At 65.3% G+C, this 19,920-nt stretch carries 16 protein-coding genes; 12 read left to right on the forward strand and 4 right to left on the reverse strand.

The annotated features are described in order from the left end of the window. Window positions 1–291: 291 nt before the first annotated feature. The 3 genes from BKA07_RS10855 to BKA07_RS10865 are packed head-to-tail and all read right to left on the reverse strand — an operon-like array spanning window position 292 to window position 4,785. Complete coding sequence (locus tag BKA07_RS10855) at window positions 292–2,679, reverse strand: transglutaminase TgpA family protein (RefSeq protein ID WP_167950910.1); 2,388 nt, start codon at window positions 2,677–2,679, stop codon at window positions 292–294. After that, the gene (locus BKA07_RS10860; protein ID WP_167950911.1) at window positions 2,643–3,791 is read right to left on the reverse strand and encodes a DUF58 domain-containing protein; all 1,149 of its coding nucleotides are present in this window, start codon (window positions 3,789–3,791) and stop codon (window positions 2,643–2,645) included. Before BKA07_RS10860 ends, BKA07_RS10855 begins: the two co-directional genes overlap by 37 nt. A 4-nt stretch (window positions 3,792–3,795) precedes the next feature. Further along, a complete protein-coding gene (locus BKA07_RS10865; protein ID WP_167950912.1) occupies window positions 3,796–4,785 on the reverse strand; it encodes an AAA family ATPase in 990 nt (329 codons plus the stop codon). 485 nt (window positions 4,786–5,270) lie between these two features. On the opposite strand from BKA07_RS10865, the gene mraZ reads away from it, so the two are divergent. The 8 genes from mraZ to murD all read left to right on the forward strand — a co-directional run bounded on the left by mraZ (window position 5,271) and on the right by murD (window position 14,869). After that, window positions 5,271–5,702 carry a division/cell wall cluster transcriptional repressor MraZ gene (gene mraZ / locus BKA07_RS10870; RefSeq protein ID WP_167950913.1) on the forward strand — a complete coding sequence of 144 codons (432 nt, stop codon included), beginning with the start codon at window positions 5,271–5,273 and terminating at the stop codon, window positions 5,700–5,702. A 167-nt stretch (window positions 5,703–5,869) separates the two neighbouring features. Then, window positions 5,870–6,832 (forward strand): 16S rRNA (cytosine(1402)-N(4))-methyltransferase RsmH, encoded by a 963-nt coding sequence (rsmH, locus tag BKA07_RS10875; protein WP_167950914.1) that lies wholly within the window; start codon window positions 5,870–5,872, stop codon window positions 6,830–6,832. 110 nt (window positions 6,833–6,942) lie between these two features. Then, the gene (ftsL, locus tag BKA07_RS10880) at window positions 6,943–7,395 is read left to right on the forward strand and encodes a cell division protein FtsL (RefSeq protein WP_245161925.1); all 453 of its coding nucleotides are present in this window, start codon (window positions 6,943–6,945) and stop codon (window positions 7,393–7,395) included. Between the two features lie 49 nt (window positions 7,396–7,444). Next, window positions 7,445–9,226 (forward strand): peptidoglycan D,D-transpeptidase FtsI family protein, encoded by a 1,782-nt coding sequence (locus BKA07_RS10885; RefSeq protein WP_167950916.1) that lies wholly within the window; start codon window positions 7,445–7,447, stop codon window positions 9,224–9,226. Further along, entirely contained in the window at window positions 9,226–10,788 is a 1,563-nt protein-coding gene (locus BKA07_RS10890) for a UDP-N-acetylmuramoyl-L-alanyl-D-glutamate--2,6-diaminopimelate ligase (protein ID WP_167950917.1), read from the forward strand. Before BKA07_RS10885 ends, BKA07_RS10890 begins: the two co-directional genes overlap by 1 nt. 1 nt (window position 10,789) lies before the next feature. Beyond that, window positions 10,790–12,256, forward strand: coding sequence for a UDP-N-acetylmuramoyl-tripeptide--D-alanyl-D-alanine ligase (locus BKA07_RS10895; RefSeq protein WP_167950918.1), 1,467 nt, complete (start codon window positions 10,790–10,792; stop codon window positions 12,254–12,256). Next, window positions 12,253–13,341, forward strand: coding sequence for a phospho-N-acetylmuramoyl-pentapeptide-transferase (mraY, locus tag BKA07_RS10900; protein ID WP_167950919.1), 1,089 nt, complete (start codon window positions 12,253–12,255; stop codon window positions 13,339–13,341). Before BKA07_RS10895 ends, mraY begins: the two co-directional genes overlap by 4 nt. A gap of 49 nt (window positions 13,342–13,390) precedes the next feature. Continuing rightward, window positions 13,391–14,869: a UDP-N-acetylmuramoyl-L-alanine--D-glutamate ligase gene (gene murD / locus BKA07_RS10905; RefSeq protein ID WP_167953129.1), complete on the forward strand. Its 1,479-nt coding sequence runs from the start codon at window positions 13,391–13,393 to the stop codon at window positions 14,867–14,869. 78 nt (window positions 14,870–14,947) lie between these two features. Here the strand turns inward: murD and BKA07_RS19345 are convergent, their stop codons facing one another. Continuing rightward, window positions 14,948–15,181, reverse strand: coding sequence for a hypothetical protein (locus tag BKA07_RS19345; RefSeq protein ID WP_245161926.1), 234 nt, complete (start codon window positions 15,179–15,181; stop codon window positions 14,948–14,950). Window positions 15,182–15,299: 118 nt separating this feature from the next. Here BKA07_RS19345 and ftsW point away from each other — a divergent pair, with 118 nt between their 5' ends. The 4 genes from ftsW to BKA07_RS10925 are packed head-to-tail and all read left to right on the forward strand — an operon-like array spanning window position 15,300 to window position 19,792. Continuing rightward, window positions 15,300–16,526 carry a putative lipid II flippase FtsW gene (ftsW, locus tag BKA07_RS10910; protein ID WP_342449035.1) on the forward strand — a complete coding sequence of 409 codons (1,227 nt, stop codon included), beginning with the start codon at window positions 15,300–15,302 and terminating at the stop codon, window positions 16,524–16,526. A 1-nt stretch (window position 16,527) separates the two neighbouring features. Next, window positions 16,528–17,628 (forward strand): UDP-N-acetylglucosamine--N-acetylmuramyl-(pentapeptide) pyrophosphoryl-undecaprenol N-acetylglucosamine transferase, encoded by a 1,101-nt coding sequence (locus BKA07_RS10915; RefSeq protein WP_167950921.1) that lies wholly within the window; start codon window positions 16,528–16,530, stop codon window positions 17,626–17,628. Between the two features lie 2 nt (window positions 17,629–17,630). Continuing rightward, a complete protein-coding gene (gene murC / locus BKA07_RS10920) occupies window positions 17,631–19,031 on the forward strand; it encodes a UDP-N-acetylmuramate--L-alanine ligase (RefSeq protein WP_167950922.1) in 1,401 nt (466 codons plus the stop codon). Between the two features lie 5 nt (window positions 19,032–19,036). Next, complete coding sequence (locus tag BKA07_RS10925; RefSeq protein WP_167950923.1) at window positions 19,037–19,792, forward strand: cell division protein FtsQ/DivIB; 756 nt, start codon at window positions 19,037–19,039, stop codon at window positions 19,790–19,792. Window positions 19,793–19,920: the final 128 nt, after the last annotated feature.

Consider the following 19,920-nt stretch of genomic DNA (forward strand, 5'->3'; position numbering starts at 1 on the left):
TGTCCCATCTGTGCGGCCCCCTTCTGCAGGTGCGATGAGGGACGCCACGCAATGCGAACATCCGATGCAGCCGAGTACCGGCAGCGGCCCCGAGGGCGAGATTCGGCACACAAGAGGCTCGAGGCTCAGGTCAGCTGCACCAGAGAACGGCCAGCCTTACAACGGGGCGCCAGGGGCACGCGCAGTTGCGCCGGACAGGCGCAGCTGAGCCGGGCACGCGCAGACCGCCCCGGGCACGCGCAGATGCGCCGGGCACACGCACACGCCCAGGTCGGCCGAGTGGTTCTGCCGTCAGCGAGGCGGATTGAAGATGCTGGCCGGCCAGATCCTCGCGGTGATGCGGGCCCCGGGGGAGGCGTCCTCCGCGAGGTCGGTTCTCACCTCGTCGATGAGGGCGCTGACCTCGACCGCGGAGATCCCCTTCTCGCTGGCTCCGTACCGCCGGTTCTCAAGGGCGTCGATGAATGCGGCCAGGGGCGTGTCCCGGTCCGCGCTGTGCGACGATGACGAGGGTGCCGGGCTGCGCAACGCGGTGAATCCGTCACCGGTGTCACGAGCAGCCCCGGACGTCTCGGGCGCGGACTCCCCGGACGGAGCCTCGGACGGAGCCTCCGACTCCTCCGTTGCGCCTCCGGCCTTGTTCGCCAGTACGAGTTCATTGAACCGCAGCGTTCTGCTCGGGTCGAGACTCTGCCCATAGTCCGTAGACAGCGCCCTGACTTCCGTCCACACTGCTTCCAGATTCTCCGGATCTCGGGTGCGACGGCGACGCAGGATGAGCCTCCACAGGGCAGGGATGGCCGCAAGCAGGAGTATGACGAGGACGATGAGCCCGGACCACAGATATGTGCCGATGTTCGTCCCGGCAGGCTCGGCGGCCGCCGTCGTCTCTTCCTCGGAGGGGCTTTCGGATTCCCCGGCATCGGATTCCTCGGAGCCTTCTGTGGGCTCATCGGACGGTGAGGAGGTCTCCTCGGACTCCTCTTCGGAGTCCTCTCCGGTGCTGCCGCTGGCGACGGTCCATTTCGGCGGTTCGCCGGCGGGTCCGCCGGGAGTCGGTTCGAAGCGGACCCAGCCGGCATCTTCGAAGTACAGCTCCGGCCAGGCGTGAGAGTCCTGCATGCTGACGTCGAACCGGTCTCCGTTCTCGGTGCCTTCGCCGAAGCCCACGCCGATGCGTGCCGGAATGCCCATCGTTCTGGCCATGACCGTCATCGCCGAGGAGAACTGAACACAGTAGCCCTGCTTATCGGCGAGGAAATCCGAGATCGCGTCGCCGCTGGCCTTTTCCGGGGCGTCGAGAGAATATTCGAAGTCGCCGCCGCGGAAGTACGCCTGGAGCATAACGGCGGCCTCCCACTGATTCTCCGCGCCGGCGGTGACCTCCTCGGCGGTCTCCTGCACACTGTTCGGCAGGCTCTCAGGAACCTCGAGCTCGGTTTCGAAGTCACTGGAATCCACGGGTGTCGAGTTCTGCAGATCGCTGACGTTCGGATTCACCGACAGGTAGTCCATCGAATAGTCCTGGCCACCGGACTTCTCACCGTTGCCGACGATCGTCAGCGACTTCTCGTCGTAGATCCACCGACGGTCCAGTCCGGTCGGCTGCTGAGGTGCGTACGGGGTCGGCAGGTACTGCTGATCGTATTCATCGCTGACAGTGACGTTGATCCGCTCTTCACTGTAGTTCTTGTCCCGTGGCAGCCCCTCGGGCCAGGGCAGGCCCTCGTTCGCGATCGCGAACGCGTCGAGGGGGAACGGAGTCGGAGCCCAGGTCTGTCCGTCGAAGGAATTGATCGAGGTCAGCCTGATCGGCTGTCCCTCGTCATCGGTGGTGGAATAGTCGAATAGGACCGAATCGTCACGATCGCCGAGGTCGGCTCGCAGGTCGAGGAACGGGTTCGTCACCGTGAGATCGCCTTTGTCGCTGGCAGCGCGGTCGGGAAGAGTGGGCACCTCCGGAAGCAGCACGGGCGCGCCGATGCCGATGGCGACGGCGAGTGCCCCCGCCGCGGTCGCGGTGAGACCACTGCGCCACTTCGCCGCCGGGAAGTACGGGCTGAGTATGAGGAGGAGGAAGGCCGCCAAGATTGCGACGACGTGCCACCACTGCACCTGGGTGGGAGCGAAGAAGACGGGAATCATCCACAGGATGAGGAGCAGAACACCGCTGACCTTCGGAGCCTTGAGGTCAGCGACGAGCCCGTCGATGAGGATGGTGATGAGGGTGAACGCGATCGTCAGCATCGCGGTGAAACCGGGTGTGCTCGGTGCCGGTGGAGTCGTGGCGTAGAGGTCGCTGACGCCCTCCGAGAGAAGGTCGATGACCGTCGTGAATGAACTTGCGGTGGGAACGAAACCGAGGATCAGCGTGCTCGGTGCGCACAGGAGGAGGACCGTGATGAGACCGACCACGCATTGAGCGATCACTGCGGCTCCGGTGGCCCTGAGGGTGGGCACGCTGCGGAAGATCGCGCCCACGACCACGATCACCAGAATCGAGATGAGGACGGATGGAAGCCACGCGAAGTCGGAGAACACGGCGGACAGTCCCACGGCGGACAGGACCATTGCCACGAATACGGCGCAGGCCTCGAGCCAAACCGGTGACCGCCCGTCAGGGGCCTCGCGTGTGTCCGCGCTCATCGCTTCACCCGCTTCGAATCGAAGGTCGTCCATGATTCGGGCAGATCCTCGCTGAGCCCCAGCATCGTCATGTCGTTGATCTCGTCGAGGCTGCGGATGGTCACCGGCACGCGCCGAGAGAACTGGGCGGCCAGTTCCTTGCCGCGAGCCTCGTCGACGGCGCAGATGACGATGGTGTTGGGGTTGTCATGAGAGGGCAGCTGAACTCGACCGGCCTCGACGAGGGCGGTGAGCAGGCGCAGTCTGTCGATATCGCGTTGTCCTTTGAATCTGATGTGATGTCCGGGGGCGACGACGAAGACCTCGTAGTCGGAACGCAGGAATGCCGTTGCCGCAGCGGCAGCCGCGGCCAGTAGGAATTCCACCTCGACGGAGTCCGGATGGTCATCATCGCCGTGGAGATCGACGACGATGAGCGCGTAGAGCGTCTCCTCATCCGCTTCGTGCCGGACCATGAGCTCACCGGACTTCGCGGTGCTCGGCCAATGGACGTGCCGGAGATCGTCGCCGGGAACGTACTCACGAGTGTGGAAGTCCCGTGAGGTGTGGCCCGCTCGGATTCTCCCGTCGTCCAGGCGCGCCGGTCTGGCCGCCGAGTCGGAGGGGATGCGTGCGGGCAGGATCGGCACGGAGACCGCAATGGGGTAACCGGCGAGAACCTTCTTCTTCCTCGTCACCAGGCCGAACGGTCCCGACACCGTGATGAGCACCGATTCCACTCCGCTGAGGCCACGACGATTGGGAGTGAACGACGTCATCACAGTCTGTGACGCTCCGTGGGCCAGCGGCGGCACTTCGCCGACGGTCGAGTCGCCGAATCCGTCCGCGGCGAGGAAGTCGATCGTCGACGCCGGGATCGGCAGACGTCCGGTGTTGGTCACGAGAGCCTCGATTTCGACTTCCTTGCCTTCGGGGGCAAGGGGGTAGCGCTCCCGGGACTGAGGCAGGGCGACCGTCGGCAGGACCGTCCGCAGTGTGATCGAAACGCGACGTGTGCCCCAGGTGATCAGCAATGCAGACAGGAGCACCAGGGCCAGCAGCAGGAGCCCGGCAGGCAGCAGTCCGGGCAGCGCGAATCGGTATGCCGTGACGATCAGCGCTGCCCCGGCGAGGACGAAGATGATTCCTGAGGTGCTCAGACGCATGTGGTCACTGACCCGTGGAGATGGGAATTCGGGCCAACACTCGGCCGATGAGCTCGGCCGCGAGTTCGGAGTCGTCACCGTCGCGAGGAATGATGCGATGAGCCAGGATGGAGGGCGCGAGCGCCTGAATGTCGTCCGGAGTCACGAAGGTCCGACCGGACAGTGCGGCACGGGCCTTGGCCGCCCGGAGGAGGTGGACGCCGCCCCTGGGCGAACAGCCGAGGAGGATCGTCTGGTCGTTGCGGGTGGCGTGGAGGATGGAGACGATGTATTCGCGCAGCTGCCGGGCCGCGCTGACGTGTCGGACGATCTCACGTGCCTGGTTGATCTGCTCGAGGCTGGTCACCGGGGTCGCACTGGAGAGCGGATCGTGCTCGATCTGGTTGTCCAGGAGGTCGATCTCGTCCGCAGTGTGGGGATAGCCCAGCGAGATGCGAGTCATGAAGCGATCTCGCTGTGCCTCAGGAAGCGCATAGGTGCCTTCCATGTCGATCGGGTTCTGAGTGGCGACGACGATGAACGGTGAGGGCATCTGATACGTCGCACCGTCGATTGTGGCCTGCCCCTCTGCCATGCACTCGAGCATCGCGGACTGCGTCTTGGGGGAGGCGCGGTTGATCTCGTCGGCGATGACGATGTTGGCGAATACCGGACCCTGTCGGAACTCGAAGTGCTTGGTCTCCTGGTTGAACAGGTTGACTCCGACGACATCTGTGGGCAACAGGTCGGGGGTGAACTGGATCCGTCTCACCGAACCGTCCACGACCTTGCCCATGGCGCGTGCCAACAGGGTCTTTCCGACTCCGGGCACATCTTCGAGGAGGACATGGCCCCCTGCCAGGAGTGCTATCAGCGACAGGCCGACTGCATCGTCCTTGCCTTCGAGGACGGCGTTCATCGCCGTACGTGCCCGTGAGGTCAGTTGCTGCACCCATTCGATGTGCTCGGAACCGATCACGGAATTGGTCTGAGTACCTTCTTGGCTGATCGACATGAACCCATTGTCTCCTATCGCGCGCTCGGCATCCACATAGGACGTGTTCAGCCTCTTCCGAGCCCGCCCCCATTCGCCTCCCCGGCACCTGTCGGCCCCGGCCAGCGGACCCCATCCACTTCGCTCCCCACATCGCTCCACCGGAAACCCCCACTTCCCTCCCCACTTCCCTCCCCACTCTCCTCCCCAGCTTCTTCTCCATGCGGCTCTCCGAGTGGGCTCTCGCCCGGAAACTCGGGGTTCTCGGCATCTGTTCGTCCCTGACTGCACGTGGCACGGCGCCTTACGGAGGACGCGAAACAAGACGCGGAATCCCGCTTGCGACTCGCCGAACGCAAATTTTCCCCACTTTCCTCCACCTATCTGACCTGGTCTTATATAGCCTTGAGGGGAGACCGATAGTCGAAGTACTAGCTTGTGTGGAGGGAAGTGGAGTACTGTGGTTGCTATCGGAGCCGATCGGGTTTCGAAAGGGGTGAGACGACATGTTCTTGGGCACTCATATGCAGAAGCTCGACGACAAGGGTCGGCTCATCCTGCCCGCAAAGTTCCGGGAGGAGCTTTCGCCCGGTCTCGTACTGACCCGTGGACAGGAGAACTGCCTCACCCTGTTCCCCACCACGGAGTTCGAAGCCGAGCACGAGCGAATCCAGAACGCGCCGAAGACGAATAAGGAAGCCCGCGACTACCAGCGTGTGTTCCTGTCGGCGGCCTTTGCGGATCAGCCGGACAAACAGGGGCGCATCACGGTCCCGAACATATTGCGGCAGTACGCATCACTTGACCGGGAAGTCGCAGTGATCGGCATGGGCAACCGCGTTGAGATCTGGGACTCACCGACATGGGAGAACTACCTGGTCGGCGCTCAGCAGGCATTCGCTGAGCGTGAGAGCGAGGTGATCCCCGGAGTGATCTGATTCTGCTCGGGTTTGATCCTTGCCCGCCGTGTTCGAGTTTCGGGGAACTTCCCCGTTTCCGAAGCTCGGCAGTCCTGACACACTTCCCCGGTGCCAGGGCAGCGGCGGACAAGGTTCTGGCTCCAGCAGTTCAACCCCACGACAACCACCCACGAAGGACTCACCCCATGAACGAGCAGCATGTGCCAGTGCTCCTGGAGCGCGTGGTCGAGCTCATCGGAGTCGGAGTCCAGGCGGCCAGAGACAGAGGCCACACACCGATCGTCGTGGACGGCACCCTGGGCATGGGCGGACATTCGGAAGCCGTCCTCTCAGCCTTCCCCGATGCTCATCTCATCGGCGTCGACCGCGACACCCAGGCCATTGACATCGCCACCAGGAGATTGGCTCCCTTCTCCGATCGCACGGACATCGTCCACGCCGTCGATGACGAGATTCCCGGGATCCTCGACGACCTCGGAGTCGAATCGATCAGTGCAGTGCTGCTCGACCTCGGCGTCTCGTCCCTGCAGCTCGACGAGGACGAACGCGGTTTCTCCTATTCCCGACCTGCGCCGCTGGACATGAGGATGGACCGGACCCAGACGCTGACCGCCGCCGAGGTGCTGGCCACCTACTCCGAAGCCGAACTTCGCCGGATCCTGCGAGAGTACGGCGAGGAGAAGATGGCGGGCCGAATCGCGAAGATCATCGTCGCCGACCGTGGGCACGCACCGTGGGAGACCTCGCAGCAGCTCGCAGCGATGCTGGAACGGGTCCTTCCCCAGACGAAGAAGAGGTCCCACCCCGCCAAGCGGACGTTCCAAGCCCTGCGCATCGAAGTCAACGACGAACTCGGGGTGCTGCGAACCGCGCTCCCGGAGGCATTGAGGGCACTGCATCTCGGGGGAGTGGCGGTCGTCGAGTCGTACCAGTCCCTCGAGGACACGATCGTGAAGAAGATCTTCCGCACGGCGGCCACCACCTCGGCGCCGCCGGACATGCCGGTCGTCCCCGAAGAGCTCCAGCCGTGGCTGTCCGAGATCATCCGCGGGGCGGAGCGGGCTGACGGCGACGAAGCAGACAGGAACCCACGCGCCCAGAGCGTGCGATTGCGTGCAGTACAGAAGATCAGGGAGGCAAGATCGTGAGGAACGCTCAAGCAGCTGTCCGCCAACCCCGCGCCACAGAACGGACGCGACGCCTCGACGAAAGCAGCGGTCGGCAGGCGCCGCCGAGACTCAGACTCCTCAAATTCGAGTTGCCGAAGGCCAGAGTCCCGTTCTCGATGCTCTGCGTGGCGATCCTCGTCGCCACGCTCGTCGCGGTGCTGCTGCTCAACATCTTCATCTCCCACACGTCCTACCAGATCGATCAGCTCAACTCCGAGAAGCAGCAGCTGGCAGAGCAGAAGGACCAACTGGTGGAGGACAACTCCTATCGCGAATCCCCGCAGAACATCTCAATCGCAGCCGAAGAGCTTGGTCTGGTCCGCGACTCCTCGCCCGAGTTCCTCGATGCGAAGACCGGCAAGATCATCGATGCGCCCCCGATCGACGTGAGCGGGGAAAAGAAGCCGACAGTTGTGCCCGGCCCGCGTGCCGATACCCGTGAAGACCTGCGCCCCAACCTACGATCGGATGAGAAGCTTCCGGTGGTCGGCGGCAGTCCCAGCGAGGACATCGCCCCACCGGCTCAGGAAGCTCCGGAATAGGGCGAATCCACCAGCCGCTCGCCGATCAGCATAGAGCAAGGACAGTGACATGGGCCCACGAGCCACTCGGGTGAAGAAAAAGGGCGAACGAGGCAAACCCAACCTCCGCCTGCGGATGGCAGTGATCGCGAGTCTGTCCATCCTGGTTCTCCTCGTCACCGCGGGACGACTGGTCTCGATCCAGGGAATGGACTCGATGAAACTGGCCGAGAAGGCACTGTCGAATCGGCTGGTGACGAAGACGCTGCCTGCCGCACGAGGGCAGATCCTGGCCGACGACGGCACCGTCCTCGCCGACAGCGTCTCTCGATACCGACTCGTCGTCGACCAGCAGAACGTGGCCCAGTACGAGGTCGACGGAGAACTGGTCGGCGCCTGGGGTGCCGCCGAAGCACTGGCGAAGCCGCTGCACACCGACCCCGGAGTCCTGTACCCGAAGCTCGTCGGCGACAAACGGTGGAACCCTGTTGCCGAGGGCGTGACCTCGGAGACCTGGCGGGCCGTGAAGGATCTCAACATCCTCGGCATCTCAGCCGAGGAATACGCTGTGCGCTCCTACCCTGCGGGAGGAGTGGCGGGCAACCTCGTGGGCTTCATCAGTTCGGACGGAAAGGCGCAGGCGGGCCTGGAGAAGGCCTACAACGAACAGCTGAGTGGGCGCGACGGCCAGCAGCAGTACGAGCGCGGGGCACGCGGTGAGATCATCCCCCTGGGCGACAACAACATGCGCGAAGCCGTCGACGGTCAGGGCGTGCAGACGACGATCGACCCCGCACTGCAGTACTACGCCCAGCAGGCGATCGAGGAACAGCGGGTAGAACATGAGGCGGAATCCGCGTCGATCGTGGTCAAAGACATCAAGACAGGCAAGATCCTCACCGCGGCCGACGCCCCCAGCGTCGACCCGAACTCGCCGGGCAAGGTGGATGGGACCGACCGTGGGTCCCGCATCTTCACCGATGTGTTCGAACCCGGCTCAACGGCGAAGATGGTCACGGCTGCCGCTCTGCTCGACCAGGGGCTTGTCACTCCGGAACAGGAATTCACCGTCCCGGACAAATGGAAGGCACCCAATGGTGAGGAATTTCGGGACTCGGCCCCGCACCCAGACGAGAAGCTGACCTTCGCCGGAATCCTCGCCGAATCCTCCAACACAGGGACCCTCCTGGCCGGCAACGCACTCAGCGTGAAGCAGCGCTACGGGTACCTGGACAAATTCGGCTTCGGCTCGACTTCGGGCATCGACTTCCCTGCGGAGACGGCCGGCATCCTCAACAGCTACGAAGACTGGGACGGGCGAACCAAATACACGGTGATGTTCGGACAGGGCATGGCTGCGAATGCCCTACAGACCACCGACGTCATCGCGACCATCGCCAACGGCGGAGTCCACGTTCCCTCGAGGCTCGTCGACGGAACGGTCTCACCGTCGGGCAAGACGATTCCGAAGCCGGCGGACGAACCGCAGCGAGTCATCAGCGAGAAGGCGGCGGACCAGACACTGACCATGCTCGAAGGCGTCGTCGCCGAGGGCACGGGAAAATCCGCGGCCGTCTCCGGGTACCGGGTCGCCGGCAAGACCGGTACTGCCCAGGCTCCGGCCGCCGAGGGCGGAGGCTACGATGGATACACCGCCTCATTCGTCGGAGTTCTCCCCGCAGAAGACCCGCAGATCGCGATCTCCGTGACATTGCAGCGGCCCAGAAACGGCTATTACGGTGGTAGCGCCGCAGCCCCGGTCTTCTCCGACGTCGCCGGCTTCGCCATGCGCCACCTCAAGATCCCTCCGTCGACGGCGGAACCCCAGCTACCTGCTCGAGAATGGAAATAATGCGTATCTCACAGCTGCTGCCGGCAGCCCCAGGAACCGTCCACGGAGATCCGGATCGCGAGGTCAGCGGGGTCTCTCACGATTCGCGCACGGTCACGCCCGGCCAGCTCTATGCTGCGCTTCCGGGCTCGAACGTCCACGGGGCGCAGTTCGCTGCCGATCTCATCGGGCGCGGCGTCGACGCGATCCTCACGGACGCGGTCGGCTGGGACATGATCTCGGCACAGGTCGATGAGCGGGACCTCGCCGAGGTGACCGGGCTGATCGTGGAGCACCCCCGGTCCGTGCTCGGCTACGTCTCCGCCGCCGTGTACGGGACCTCGGGCAGCCCGCAGCTGATCGGCGTGACGGGAACGAACGGGAAGACGACGACGACCTACCTCGCCGATGGGATGCTCGAGGCACTCGGCCGCCGCACAGCTGTCATCGGCACGGTCGCGACGCTCATCGCCGGTGTCACCGAGCCGAGTGTGCGCACGACACCCGAAGCCCCCGAGCTGCATGCGCTGTTCGCGAAGATGCGCGCCGCCGATGTCGATGCCTGTGCCATGGAGGTGTCCTCGCATGCCCTGAGCCAGCACCGCGTCGACGGCGCCCATTTCGCAGTCTCCGGCTTCACGAACCTGTCCCAGGACCATCTCGACTTCCACAATTCGATGGAGGAGTACTTCGCGGCCAAGGCCATGCTGTTCACTCGGGCCTTCTCCGACACGGCGGTCGTCGTCGTCGAGGACCATTGGGGCGAGAAGATGGTCGAAGCTGCTCAGGTGCCGGTGCGCACACTCGGACGCGATGACCGCAGCGATTGGAGGATCGAACACACTCCAGGTGAGTCCGATTTCATCCTCCACCTCGACGGACCCGATGACGAGGGCATCGCCCTGCGCTCTCCGCTGCCGGGTGATTTCAACGTCACGAACACCGCGCTGGCCGCGGCCATGCTGCTGGAGGCCGGGATCGCGGCTTCCGATATCAACGCAATCGGGCGCTCCTTCACGGCGTCGGTGCCCGGCCGGATGGAGATCATCGACGTCAGCGGCCCGCGCGCCGAGGGTCAATCGCATCCGGAGCAGCTGCCGCGTGCGATCGTCGACTATTCGCACACTCCCGACGCGCTCGAGAAGGCCCTGGAGTCACTCGACGCCGACAGCGACGAACTGGTCATCGTCTTCGGTGCCGGCGGCGACCGCGACCGGGGAAAGCGCTTCGGCATGGGCCGAGCGGCCGCTCGGGGAGCAGATGTGATCGTTCTCACCGACGACAATCCGCGCACCGAGGACCCCAGCACGATCCGGGCCGCGATTCGTCAGGGCATCGATGCGGAGCGCGCGGCCGGCGGTGCACGTGTGAAGAAAGTCATCGAAGTGGCCGAACGCGGGGCCGCCATCGACGAGGCGATCGCGTCCGCGGCAGCCTCCACAACCGTGCTGATCGCAGGCAAGGGCCACGAGACGGGACAGTCAGCGGGAGGTGCCGTGACGGACTTCGACGACCGGTCGAGGACACGCTCAGCGCTGAGGACGCGACTCGACGGCACACAAACAGGTAAAGTTCACAGTTGATATGAAGCAACTGAGTGCAGCCGAAATCGCAACCGCCGTCTCCGGCGAGTTGTACGGCGTCGACCCCGAGACCAAATTGTCCGCCGGAGTGGTAACCGATTCGCGAGAAATCGGCCCCGGCGATATCTACATCGCCCGCCGAGGGGAGTCCTTCGACGGCATCGAATTCGCGGCGGCGGCCGTGGAGGCGGGTGCGGCGCTGATCATCGGCGAATCCGTGCCCACCCTCGACGATGCGACGCTGCCCACCGTCCTCGTCTCCGACGCCACAGAGGCACTTGGCCAATTGGCCAAGCACAGCATCGAGGCGCTGCGCGAGGCCGGTGAGATCACGGTCATTGCGATCACCGGCTCGGTCGGCAAGACCACCGTGAAGGATCTCGCCGCCGACCTGCTCGCAGGTGAGGCCGAGACGGTGTGGCCACCGAACTCCTACAACAATGAGGTCGGCGTCCCGCTGACCGCGCTGCGGGCCGGAGAGTCCACACGCTTCCTCGTGCTCGAGATGGGCGCCCGCTCGATCGGCAACCTGGCCTACCTGACGAGCCTCGTGAGGCCGGACATCGCCGTCGAACTCGCCGTCGGCACGGCCCACTCGGGTGTCTTCGGTTCGATCGAGAACACGGCCCGGGCCAAAGCGGAACTCGTCGAATCCCTTTCTGCAGGATCCGTTGCGATCCTCAACGCCGATGACTCCCGGGTGTCCGCGATGCGCGAGGTGCTCTCACCCGGGGTCGACACGCTGTGGTTCTCCCAGCGGGAATCGCTGCCCGAGTGGGTGACGACCGAGGACTCCGTGGTCCAAGGAACGTCGATCACCACCGACTCCTCGGGACATGCGGCGTTCACCTTGAACCTGCCGGGACAGGAAGCACGCGATGTGCGCTTGGCGCTGATCGGCGAGCATCACGTCGGCAATGCTCTCGCGTCGGCGGCCATCGCCCACGCCTGCGGTGTGGGCGTGAAGTCCATCGTGACCACACTCTCGACGTCATCGGCGGCAAGCCGCTGGCGGATGGAACTCATCGACTCGCCGTCTGGTGTGACGGTCCTCAACGATGCCTACAACGCCAATCCCGAATCGATGCGCGCCTCCCTGAAGACGCTGGCGTCGATGGGCCGCGGCGACGAGGAGAGCCGGCCGCGCCGGACCTTCGCCGTCCTCGGCGAGATGCTCGAGCTCGGCGACGATTCGATCTCCGCACACTCCGACATCGGCGAACTCGTCGTGCGTCTGAACATCACCCGCACCATCGTCGTCGGCGAGGGCGCGAAGCCCATCTTCAACGCGGCGAACCTCGAAGGCTCCTGGGGCAACGAGGCGAGCTGGGTCGCTACCGCCGCCGAGGCGAAGGACCTGCTGACCGCCGAACTGACCACAGGCGACATCGTCCTGTTCAAATCCTCCCGAGACGCCGGCCTGCGGCACCTCGGGGATGACATCGCCGGTGTATCGGGGGGCCAATGATCGCCGTACTGCTTGCCGCATGCCTGGCACTGATCTTCGCCCTGGTCGGCACACCGCTGTTCATCCGCGTCCTCGTCAAACGCGGCTACGGACAGTTCGTCCGTGACGACGGGCCCACCTCGCATGCGACGAAGCGCGGCACCCCGACGATGGGCGGCGTCGTCATCATCGGTGCCGCCTTGCTCGCCTACCTGCTGGGACACCTGTTCACCGGGTCCGTTCCGACCGCCTCGGGCCTGCTCGTCCTGTGGTTGGCCGCAGGACTGGGCGTGGTCGGATTCCTCGACGACTTCATCAAAATCAAGAAGCAGCGCTCCCTCGGGCTGCGGCCGGTGCCCAAGCTCATCGGTCAGGCGTTCGTCGGCATCTCCTTCGCCGTGCTCGGTCTCCAGTTCCCGAACTCGTTCGGAGAGACCCCGGCGTCGACGAAGATCTCCTTCATCCGCGACACCAACCTCGACCTGGCCTTCGGGTCCGCCGTGCTCGGTCTGGTCCTGTTCGTCATCTGGGCCAACCTCATCGTCACTGCGGTGTCCAACGCCGTGAACCTCACCGACGGACTCGACGGTCTGGCCGCGGGCGCATCCGTGGTCGTGTTCGCCGCCTACGTCGTCATCGGCACCTGGCAGTCGACGCAGAACTGCAACCTGATGTCCGAGGCCACCAGCGCCTGCTACTACATGCGCGACCCACGCGACCTGGCCATGGTCGCCGGCGCGATGGCCGCCGCCTGCTTCGGCTTCCTGTGGTTCAACACCTCGCCCGCGAAGATCTTCATGGGCGACACCGGCTCTCTGGCCATCGGCGGAGCGATCGCCGGACTGGCCATCATGTCCCGGACAGAGCTTCTGCTCCTCGTCCTCGGCGGACTCTTCGTCATCATCACCCTGTCCGTGATCATCCAGGTCGTCTCGTTCAAGACCACCGGCAAACGGGTCTTCCGCATGGCGCCGCTGCAGCACCACTTCGAACTGAAGGGGTGGGCCGAGGTGACCATTGTGGTCCGCTTCTGGATCATCGCGGCTCTCTTCGTCATCGCCGGAATCTGCCTCTTCTACGCGGAATGGGTGTCCCGTATTGGCTGAGAACCCCGTCACCGACTACCCGAACGCCGATGCGATCCCGGCCGCGCTGATGGGACCCAGTTCGTCTCTGGACGGCCTGCGGATCCTCGTCACCGGACTCGGTGTGACGGGGTTCCCCGCTGCCGTCCACCTCGGCGAACGCGGAGCAGACGTGATCGTCGTCGACGGCGACGATCAAGCGGATGTGAGTGAGAAGGCGCAGATCCTCGAAGTCTTCGACGTCGACATCCGACGCGGCCCCGAACATGTGGAGACGCTGCCCGAAGAGTCGCTCGACCTGGTTGTGACCTCCCCGGGCTGGCGGCCCGACCACCCGCTGCTGCTGGCCGCCATGCAGGCGGGAGTTCCCGTGATCGGCGAGGTCGAACTCGCGTGGCGGATCCGGGGCACCAACGATGCCCAGTGGCTGACGATCACCGGCACCAACGGCAAGACCACGACCACGACGATGCTCGAATCCATGCTCCTGGCCCACGGTCTGAAGGCGAAGGCCTGCGGCAACATCGGCGCACCGCTGCTCGAGGCAGTGCTCGAACCCGGCCTCGAGGTCCTCGCGATCGAGCTCTCGAGCTTCCAGCTGCACTGGCAGGACTCGCTGAGCGCGGATGCCTCGGCAGTGCTCAACATCGCACCCGACCATCTGGACTGGCACGGAAGCGCTGACGCCTACGAAGCCGACAAAGCCAAGATCTATCACCAGACCAAGACTGCGTGCGTCTACAACGCCGCCGACGAGGTGACCCTGCGGATGGTCGAGGACGCCGACGTCGTCGATGGCGCCAAGGCGATCGGCTTCACCACGGGAATCCCGCGACCGGGGGAGCTGGGCGTCGTCGAGGACCTGCTGGTCGATCGCGCATTCATTCCGCAGCGCTATTCCTCGGCCGCCGAACTCGCCTCCCTCGACGATGTGGCGACCGCGACCGGAGTGGCCGGGCAGAGGCCGGCCGACCACCAGATCTCGAATGCCCTCGCCGCGGCCGCGCTGGCACGCAGTGTCGGAGTGCCCGGCCCAGCGATCGCCGAGGGTCTGAAGAACCACTCGCTCGGTGCCCACCGCATGGTCACCGTCGCCGAACGCGACGGGATCCGTTGGGTCGACGACTCCAAAGCGACGAACACCCACGCTGCCAATGCCTCGCTGAACAGCTTCGATCCGATCATCTGGATCGCCGGTGGGCTGCCGAAGGGTGCTGACTTCACACCGCTGTTCTCCGATCACGGCCATCGGCTGCGGGCGCTCGTACTCATCGGGGCCGACGACACCGCGTTCCGAGAGGCCGTCGCGGCGACCGTGCCCGATCTTGACGTGATCAGGATCGAACCCGCACTCGCCGTGGACTCGGGTGTGCCCCGACGCCGAGGTGAAGCCGTGGTCGCGGCAGCGGTGGACGCGGCCGCGAGCATCGCAGTCTCCGGAGACACCGTGCTGCTGGCCCCCGCCGCGGCCAGCATGGACCAGTTCCTCAACTACAACACTCGAGGTGAACTCTTCACTCAGGCTGTCCACTCCCACCTGGAGAGCTGAGATGGGACGGCAGACAACCGCGAGGTCTCAATCACGCCGTCGTCCGAGCTCGACCAGATCGGCCGAACCGGCCGTCGGTCACGCGCAGACCACGGCACCGAAGAGGACTCCGGCGTCGAAGACCGGTGAAGAGGAGCCCGAGTCGAACAAAACCGGGCCGAAGAAACCAGAGCCGAACAAGACCGGGCAGAAGAAACCTGGGCAGAAGAAGCCCGGCACAGCGAAGTCGGCGACGAAGACGAGCACCTCGAAGAGACCCGGCACGAAGAAGCCCAGGACGAAGACGAGCACGTCGAAGAGGACTGCTGCCACGGCGCGTAGCGAATCCCGCCGGAAGAAGACGACGAGTGCACCCCGGAACTCGGGGACACGAACCCGGCCCCGAGGCGGCACCGGCGGTAGGCGGCCCGGCACCGGCGGTGCGCGGGCTGTGCTGTCGTCGGTGCGGCGAGAGCTCGTCCGCGTCTCCGACTATCCGCTGACGACGTACTATCTGATTCTGGTCTCCGTCCTCGCGCTGACTGCGTTGGGGCTCGTCATGGTCCTCTCGGCGTCCTCGATCACTTCATACGACGGGGGCGAGGGCTCCTCGTTCGCCTACTTCAACAAGCAGGCGGGGTTCGTGGCGGCGGGCGCCATCCTCATGGTCGCAGCTACATTCGTCTCACTGTACATGTGGGGCAGGCTTGCATGGTGGGGACTGGGGATCGGCGTGGCGATGCAGGCTGCCGTCTTCGTTCCCGGACTCGGTCGGTCGATCAAGGGCAACGCCAACTGGATCCAGCTCGGAGGCTTCCAGGTCCAGCCCTCCGAGTTCCTCAAGATCGCACTGGCCGTGTGGCTGGGGTACGTCCTGGCCAAAAAATACGGGAAGATGACGACCTTCGGCCATGCCATGATCCCCGTCGTCCCCGGCATCGCCCTCGCCATCGGCCTCATCGTGGGCGGCAATGACCTCGGCACGGCGCTGGTTCTCATGGCAATGGCTCTCGCCTGTCTGTTCATCGGTTTCTTCCCGTGGAGATACTTCCTCCTGCTCTTCGGTTCGCTCGCTGCGATCACCGTGTTCTTCGTCCTCAGCTCCGAGAACCGCCTCAGACGCATCACGGCCGCACTCACCGGTCATGCGGACCAGACCGCCTCCGACATCACCGGCCAAGCCTGGCAGTCGAACCATGGTCTGTTCTCACTGGCCTCCGGCGGCTGGCTGGGAGTCGGGCTGGGGGCGAGTCGCGAGAAATGGTCCTGGCTGCCGGAAGCGCACAATGACTTCATATTCGCCATCATCGGAGAAGAGCTCGGACTGGTCGGTTCCCTGGCAGTGATCCTGTTGTTCGCCGCCCTGGCCTACGGGATGATCCGGGTGATTATGCGCTCGGAATCCATGTTCATCCAGGTCGCGACGACCGGGCTGTTCGCGTGGATCATCGGACAGGCCGCCATCAACATCTGTGTGGTGACCGGACTGCTGCCGGTCATCGGGGTGCCATTGCCGTTCGTATCCTATGGTGGGTCATCGATCATCGCCTCGCTGTTGGCGATCGGGATCGTCCTGTCCTTCGCGAGAACCGAGGATGGTGCCGCGGCAGCCATCAGGGTGCACAAGGACAGAATGAGATCTTCATTCGCAGTACTGGCCAGAAAGAGAAAGAAGTGAGATGACGAGCATCCTCCTTGCCGGTGGAGGAACCACCGGCCATATCTCGCCGATGTTGGCGATCGGTCGCGAGCTGCGCGAGACCCACCTCGACCGGGACGTCATCGCGCTCGGCACCGCCGACGGACTCGAGGCCGATATCGTCCCGAGGGCCGGCTTCGAACTGCTCACGATCGACAAGGTGCCCATGCCGCGATCGATCGGTGCCTCGGCCCTGAAGTTTCCCAAGCGCTTCGCCGACACCATTTCGGACGTCAAACGGATCATCGCAGACAGGGACGTCGAAGCCGTCGTCGGCGTCGGCGGCTATGTCTGCCCGCCGGCCTTCATCGCAGCCAAACAGGCGAAGATCCCACTGATCGTCCACGAAGCCAACGCGAAGCCCGGGATGGCCAACCGCCTCGGCGCGGTCCTGACGAAACCGGGGATGGTCGGCGTCACCTTCCCGGACACGAAGCTGCGCAACTCGACGCTTGTCGGCATGCCGATGCCGACGGAGATCACCGCGCTCGACCGCAGCGACTCCACCCAACGGCAGGCGTGGCGAGCCGACCTCGGCCTTCGCGACGACAGACCGGTCCTCGTCGTCACAGGGGGATCCTCAGGGGCGCAGCGCATCAACGACGCGTTCCTCGCGGCGGCCCCGGTGTGCCAGGACAAGGGTGTGCAGGTCCTGCACATCACCGGTGCCGGCAAGGACGACGCCCTGCGGGAAGCCGCCGCCGAGCTGCCCGACTACCACGTCGTCGACTACGTCGACGGCATGCACAGAGCCTACGCGGTCGCCGACCTGCTCGTGGCACGCTCGGGAGCGGCCACTGTCTCCGAAGCCACCGTCGTCGGTGTGCCCGCGCTCTACGTCCCCCTGGCCATCGGCAACGGCGAACAGCGACTCAACGCAGCCGGAAGCGTTCGAGCCGGCGCCTCGCTCCTCGTCGACAATGCGGACTTCACCGCCTCCACGGTGACGGAGCAGATCCTGCCCCTCGTGACCGACGGCGCCCGCTTGGATGCGATGCACCGGGCCGCCCTCGGCCTGGCGTATCCGACCAATGCCGCCACCACCATGGCCACAATCGTCACACGCGCGCTGAGAGGTTGATCATGAGCACAGCTGAAATCGTTCCCGCCACGGAGCTGGGGGCCGTCCACTTCATCGGGATCGGCGGTTCGGGCATGTCCGGGATCGCCAGGATCATGGTCATGAACGACGTCACCGTCTCCGGCTCGGACGCGAAGGAATCGGCGGTCGTCGAGGTGCTGAGGACCCTGGGCGCCAGAGTCGAGATCGGGCATACGGCGGACAACCTCGGCGAGGCCGACACCCTCGTCATCTCCTCGGCCATTCGGCGGGACAATCCCGAACTCGTCGAAGCCGAACGCAGGGGACTGCGCATTCTGCACCGCTCGGGTGCACTGGCCTCGCTGATGGCCGACCGACGTGCCGTTGCGGTCGCCGGCACCCACGGCAAGACCACGACGACCTCGATGACGACCGTGGCGCTGCAGGCCTGTGGACTCGACCCGTCGTTCGTCATCGGGGGAGTCCTGTCGACCACGGGCACCAACGCCCATCTGGGGACCGGGGACGTCTTCGTCGCCGAAGCCGACGAATCGGACGGGTCGTTCCTGCTCTACGAACCGATGATCGGCATCCTCACCAACGTCGAGGCCGATCACCTCGACCACTACGGCACCCCCGAGAAAGTGCGGGAGGCATTCGTCGAATTCTGCACCGGGATCGGAGCCGACGGCGGCACGGTCATCGCCTGTGCCGACGACCAGGGGGCCCTCGACGTCGCCGAACATGCGAGGGAGCAGGGCACCTCCGTCATCCTCTACGGAACCTCCGAGGCGGCCGATGTCCGCCTGCGCGAATTCCGTTCAGGGCTGGTCTCCGAGTTCGTCCTCGACGTTCCGGGCCATGTGGACCCGCTGCCGGTGGCGCTGCGTCAGCCGGGAACCCACAATGCGCTCAACGCGACGGCCGCCATCGCCGTCGCGCACGCCCTCGACGCGGATGTGACCAAAGCGGCCGGCGGCCTCGGCGGCTACGGGGGCACCCGGCGCCGCTTCGAGGAGAGGGGCATCGCTGCCGGTGTCCGCGTCATCGACGACTACGCCCACCACCCGACAGAGCTGCGAGCGGTCCTCAGCGCCGCCCGCGGTGTCGTCACCGAGGAAGGACGTGTGTGGGCGATCTTCCAACCGCACCTGTACTCGCGGACGATGGAATTCCGCACCGAATTCGGTGAGGCGCTCGGATTGGCCGATGAGGTGGTCGTGCTCGATGTGTTCCCGGCCAGAGAGGACCCGGTGCCGGGGGTCACCGGTGCGCTCATCGCCGACCGGGTTCCGCACGAGAACGTGACCTTCATCGAATCATTCGGCGATGCGGTGCCCTATGTGGCCGCGCGCGTGCGACCCGGAGACCTCGTGCTGACCCTCGGGGCAGGGGATGTGACGATTCTCGGACCAGAGCTGCTGACCGCCTTGGAGGCCTGAACGCGATGGTGCCCCTTCCCGAGCCGCGCACCGACGACGATTCCACCGCGGACCTCACCGGGGTCATCCGCGCACGCCGCAAGCAGATCTGGCGCAACCGCCTCCTCGTGCTCGGCGTCGTGGTGGTCGTGCTCGTCTTCGCCGGCGTCGTCTGGTTCTCCCCGCTGCTGGCCCTGGACAAGGTCGGTGTCAAAGGCAGCGACCTGGTCGACAACGAGCAGATCTCGGACTCCGTGGTCAAGACCTTTGGAGGCACTCCGCTGCCACGGGTGCGGCCGGGTTCGGTGGAGAAAGACGTGCTCGAAGAATTCCCACGGGCGAAGGAAGCCTCGGTGCACTACTCGGGACCCCGCAGCCTGAGCATCGAGGTCACCGACCGCACCCCGGTGCTGGCGGTGACCACCCAGAACGGCTTCGATCTCTACGATGCCGAAGCCGTCGACCTGGGCGCCGTCGACGAAGCGCCCAAGGGCGTGACCGTGCTCGAAGACTCCGATGGTGCCCCGAACCAGGAGACCGTGTCCGCCGTGATCCGATTCATGGGGGACCTGCGACCGGAGCTCCGTTCGGACCTGGCCTCGATCCGTGCCGAGGACGAGGAGAACCTCACCGGCGTCATCGTCGCCGGAGACGATCGGGCCAAGGTGGCCTTCGGCGACAGTACGAGCGCGAGTCTGAAGATGCGGACCGCGCTGCAGCTGGCCGCCGACGGACGCACCGATATCGACGTCTCCGTGCCCTCGGTGCCCGTGACCGACTGAAAACCCCCGAAAGCCGTCCCTCGCCCGTCATTGACGCCGACACACCGGGGCCGGAGTTTGGCCGATGTCCGACACTCCGGCGAGAATGGTTGCAGTGGTGTTGCCCCGGACAATAGCCTCAGGGCAGA

The sequence above is a fragment of the Brevibacterium marinum genome, assembly GCF_011927955.1.
GTDB lineage: Bacteria > Actinomycetota > Actinomycetes > Actinomycetales > Brevibacteriaceae > Brevibacterium > Brevibacterium marinum.

Bases quoted from the DNA above. Each gene is read 5' to 3' on its own strand.
- murC (WP_167950922.1), top strand. From the start codon at position 17,631: ATGAGCACAGCTGAAATCGTTCCCGCCACGGAGCTGGGGGCCGTCCAC.
- BKA07_RS10915 (WP_167950921.1), top strand. From the start codon at position 16,528: ATGACGAGCATCCTCCTTGCCGGTGGAGGAACCACCGGCCATATCTCG.
- BKA07_RS10925 (WP_167950923.1), top strand. From the start codon at position 19,037: ATGGTGCCCCTTCCCGAGCCGCGCACCGACGACGATTCCACCGCGGAC.
- BKA07_RS10885 (WP_167950916.1), top strand. From the start codon at position 7,445: ATGGGCCCACGAGCCACTCGGGTGAAGAAAAAGGGCGAACGAGGCAAA.
- rsmH (WP_167950914.1), top strand. From the start codon at position 5,870: ATGAACGAGCAGCATGTGCCAGTGCTCCTGGAGCGCGTGGTCGAGCTC.
- BKA07_RS10890 (WP_167950917.1), top strand. From the start codon at position 9,226: ATGCGTATCTCACAGCTGCTGCCGGCAGCCCCAGGAACCGTCCACGGA.
- BKA07_RS10865 (WP_167950912.1), bottom strand. From the start codon at position 4,785: ATGTCGATCAGCCAAGAAGGTACTCAGACCAATTCCGTGATCGGTTCC.
- mraZ (WP_167950913.1), top strand. From the start codon at position 5,271: ATGTTCTTGGGCACTCATATGCAGAAGCTCGACGACAAGGGTCGGCTC.
- BKA07_RS10895 (WP_167950918.1), top strand. From the start codon at position 10,790: ATGAAGCAACTGAGTGCAGCCGAAATCGCAACCGCCGTCTCCGGCGAG.
- murD (WP_167953129.1), top strand. From the start codon at position 13,391: ATGGGACCCAGTTCGTCTCTGGACGGCCTGCGGATCCTCGTCACCGGA.
- BKA07_RS10855 (WP_167950910.1), bottom strand. From the start codon at position 2,679: ATGGACGACCTTCGATTCGAAGCGGGTGAAGCGATGAGCGCGGACACA.
- mraY (WP_167950919.1), top strand. From the start codon at position 12,253: ATGATCGCCGTACTGCTTGCCGCATGCCTGGCACTGATCTTCGCCCTG.
- BKA07_RS10860 (WP_167950911.1), bottom strand. From the start codon at position 3,791: ATGCGTCTGAGCACCTCAGGAATCATCTTCGTCCTCGCCGGGGCAGCG.